This is a genomic window from Mesobacillus sp. (assembly GCF_049588175.1).
In the GTDB taxonomy this organism is placed as follows: domain Bacteria; phylum Bacillota; class Bacilli; order Bacillales; family Cytobacillaceae; genus Mesobacillus.
This window is the reverse complement of record NZ_JBAVFI010000201.1, coordinates 1-2,933: the sequence shown is the minus strand read 5'-3', so window position 1 is coordinate 2,933 and position 2,933 is coordinate 1. Positions and strand designations below refer to the sequence as shown.

The following is a 2,933-nucleotide window of genomic DNA, read 5'->3' as shown; positions in this document are numbered from 1 at the left end:
CTTTTGTGTAGTCTTCTCTGCTGGTAAAATAAGGTTATAAACCGAATTTATCTCTTTATTATAAATGATTTTCCCATTTCAGCAAAAGCGGAAGCCTTTCTGCCAAATGTTGCTTTGATATTTAGTATTTGTAAAAAACGAAAAAAATTTAAGTAGAATTGAAACAAAAAATGAATTTGAGCGACTTATTACGGAATGGGGGAGTGATACGTGGAAGACAGCAGGCTTACTATAAATGAAATTTACGATCGTTATCATCGGGATGTCTATCATTTCGCGCTATATTTTACAAACAACAAACAGGAAGCAGAAGATATTACACAAGAAACATTCGTTAAAATCATGAAGTCGATTTCAAATTTAAAGGATCCAGAAAAGCTAAAAACCTGGATTCTTTCTATCGCTAGAAATACTGCAATGGATATGCACCGAAAAAGGAAGTTTGTAAGCCTGTTTCCTGAATGGGTATTCGATAAGGAGAAAGACACAGTCACACCAGAAGAACGGTTGATTCAAAAAGGGGAATGGACTGAGCTCCAGAATGCTTTGTTAAAACTCAAACATCAGTACAGGACAGTTGTTATTTTACGGGGGATAAAGGAACTTAGCATCAGAGAAACTGCAGAGATCCTTGGGTGCAGTGAAACGAAGGTCCGTGTGGATTATCATCGGGCGCTGCTGCATATGAAAAAGCAGATTTTAAAAGATGAGGAAGGGTGGGGACTGAAAGATGGACAATCGTAAACATACGTCGTTTGACCAAAGATTCCTCGGTCCTTTAAAAAATAGGCCAGACATTGAGCCAGATGAAAACTTTGTAGAAAAGCTCAGGACGGAAATCACAGCGGGACAAAATCAGGAAAAACTGACCAACAAACCAAAATGGCAGTGGCCGATTCTTGTTCCAATGACAATGGCCATAATGATATTCACAGTTTTGGCAGCATCCTTTATAGGGGTAAATTCAAATCAAGAAAAATCTACAATTGCTGATAAAGCAGAAGTTATTAGTAAAGATACCAATGAAGACGAAAAGGCTGATGAAAAGGAACGGAAAATTGATAAATTAATTGCCAATAATAACGCTTACCAAACCATCTATCAACAGGTGTTCAAAGTTGTTGGCGGACCAACACCAGGACAAGAGCTCATTTATTATTTCGATGCTTTGGAAAAGGGAGATCAGGAATATCTTAAAGAAAAATTAATCTTTGAATTTTATGACCAGCCGATTGAAGAAGTAATTAAGTATTATCAAAAAGCAGATTTTTCTACTCTAGCATTAGAAACCATTAATCCAGATGAAAACGATAGTTTAAATGTAAGTTACTCCTATACCGATTCAGAAACTGGCATAAAAGTACGAAGACGTTTATTAATTCACAACTGGGACTCAAAGGACCTTAAAATTAGTGATGCTATTTCTCCAGTTGAAATCAACGCGGAAAAAGATCAATTGGTGAAGGCAAAGGTGGAATTTATTGAGAAAGCCTTCAAAATAGGTTTATCAGAAGAAGCAGCCAAAGAGATATTTGGTTCGGGATTCAAAGTATTTGAAAACTCTGATGCAGAGGATGGCACAAAAAAGTATTGGACTTATCAATATTTGGTCGAGCCAGGAACAACTACTGACCTTGAACATGATTTAACTATAGACTTTCCAAACCTTGTAAACCAAAAAATCGGTGTGCAATTTTCAATTGGCTGGTCATCAGAAAATAAAGCCTTGAAAATGTCCATCTTCTATACTCAGAGAGGGAAGGTGATGATAAAGACTTTAAAACCAGACGGAACGATGAATGAAATGGAACAAAAAGCAGGGGAAATTCTTTATGACACTACAGCATTCCAGCTTACTGAAGAAGAAAAAACTGCTTATAACTGGTTTAAACTTGATCATGATCTCAATAACTTGAAAAACATATCTCCAATAAGTATTGCAAAGCTATACGTCCAGGCGGGAATTGATGGAGATGCAGAAACGGAATATGCATTATATACGACAAGACCAGAATATGTTATGTGGTCAAAGGAAGAGCATATTAAATTCAGCGAAAATGATCAAACAACTGCTTCACAAATGCTGGCTGCACTTGGAGGAATCCAGGATGGAAAGTTTGTGAAAACAAGCGATTTTGAAGGGTATATAAGCTTTGAAAATGCAAATGGGTCTCAAGGGTTTAGGATGATAAAAGACCCGGATGGTATATGGAAAGTTGCCTTTATGGCAATCCAATAAAAAAATTAGGAGGAAGCGAATGAAAAAAATACTCATCAGTGGGTTTGGATTGTTCTTGCTGGTTCTGCTGGCAGGCACAAAATCGCTGTATGTTGAATGGGCAGAGCTCACAGTGATTACCGCTGCTATAACATGCATATCATTAACATTTAGTTACTTTACGAATCAAAATGGTTTTATTAAAAAAGTGTTGAGCACAGCAGTAATAGGGTTTCTGCTGTGCTGGATTTTCGGTGCTGCAGACATTGCGATTGACCACTTTCTTTACTTCTTGCCAACTGGTTACGAAGATGGGGCACCATTATCACTTATTTTCAAACTAAAAGAATTCAATGATGATTTATTCATTGCAAGTATCATAAGTATGGCTGTAGTGCTTATTCTTACTCTTTCTTTTTCCAAGCTGTTATCTACAGTTAAGGATCCACATCCCTAATATTTGACGAATTGATTGAAAGTTACCATAACAATATTATGTTAACTTCTTGTAAAATACGAATGTTTGACTACTCCGGCAAACCCCTAATGGAACTTATTGCATGTTGGCTGATGATTAAGCTATTATAATTTAAAGATCATTGGGGGTGCATACATATGGAAGTCTCAGAGATTTATAGTGACTTACCGATATTAGAATCAGATAGACTTTTACTGAGGAAAATAACTGTTGAAGATGCAGAGGACATGTTTGTAT

Annotated in this window: 3 protein-coding genes; all 3 read left to right on the top strand. The window is 36.5% G+C overall.

Features of this window, described 5'->3' with window-relative positions; translation table 11 throughout:
• Positions 1-210 precede the first annotated feature (210 nt).
• Genes WB217_RS05065 through WB217_RS05055 form a run of 3 tightly spaced genes read left to right on the top strand, consistent with a single transcriptional unit; the run spans position 211 to position 2,675 of the window.
• Positions 211-744: an RNA polymerase sigma factor gene (locus tag WB217_RS05065; protein ID WP_423991253.1), complete on the top strand. Its 534-nt coding sequence runs from the start codon at positions 211-213 to the stop codon at positions 742-744.
• Positions 731-2,239 (top strand): hypothetical protein, encoded by a 1,509-nt coding sequence (locus WB217_RS05060; RefSeq protein WP_423991251.1) that lies wholly within the window; start codon positions 731-733, stop codon positions 2,237-2,239. Before WB217_RS05065 ends, WB217_RS05060 begins: the two co-directional genes overlap by 14 nt.
• 19 nt (positions 2,240-2,258) lie before the next feature.
• The gene (locus WB217_RS05055) at positions 2,259-2,675 is read left to right on the top strand and encodes a hypothetical protein (protein WP_423991249.1); all 417 of its coding nucleotides are present in this window, start codon (positions 2,259-2,261) and stop codon (positions 2,673-2,675) included.
• Positions 2,676-2,933: the final 258 nt, after the last annotated feature.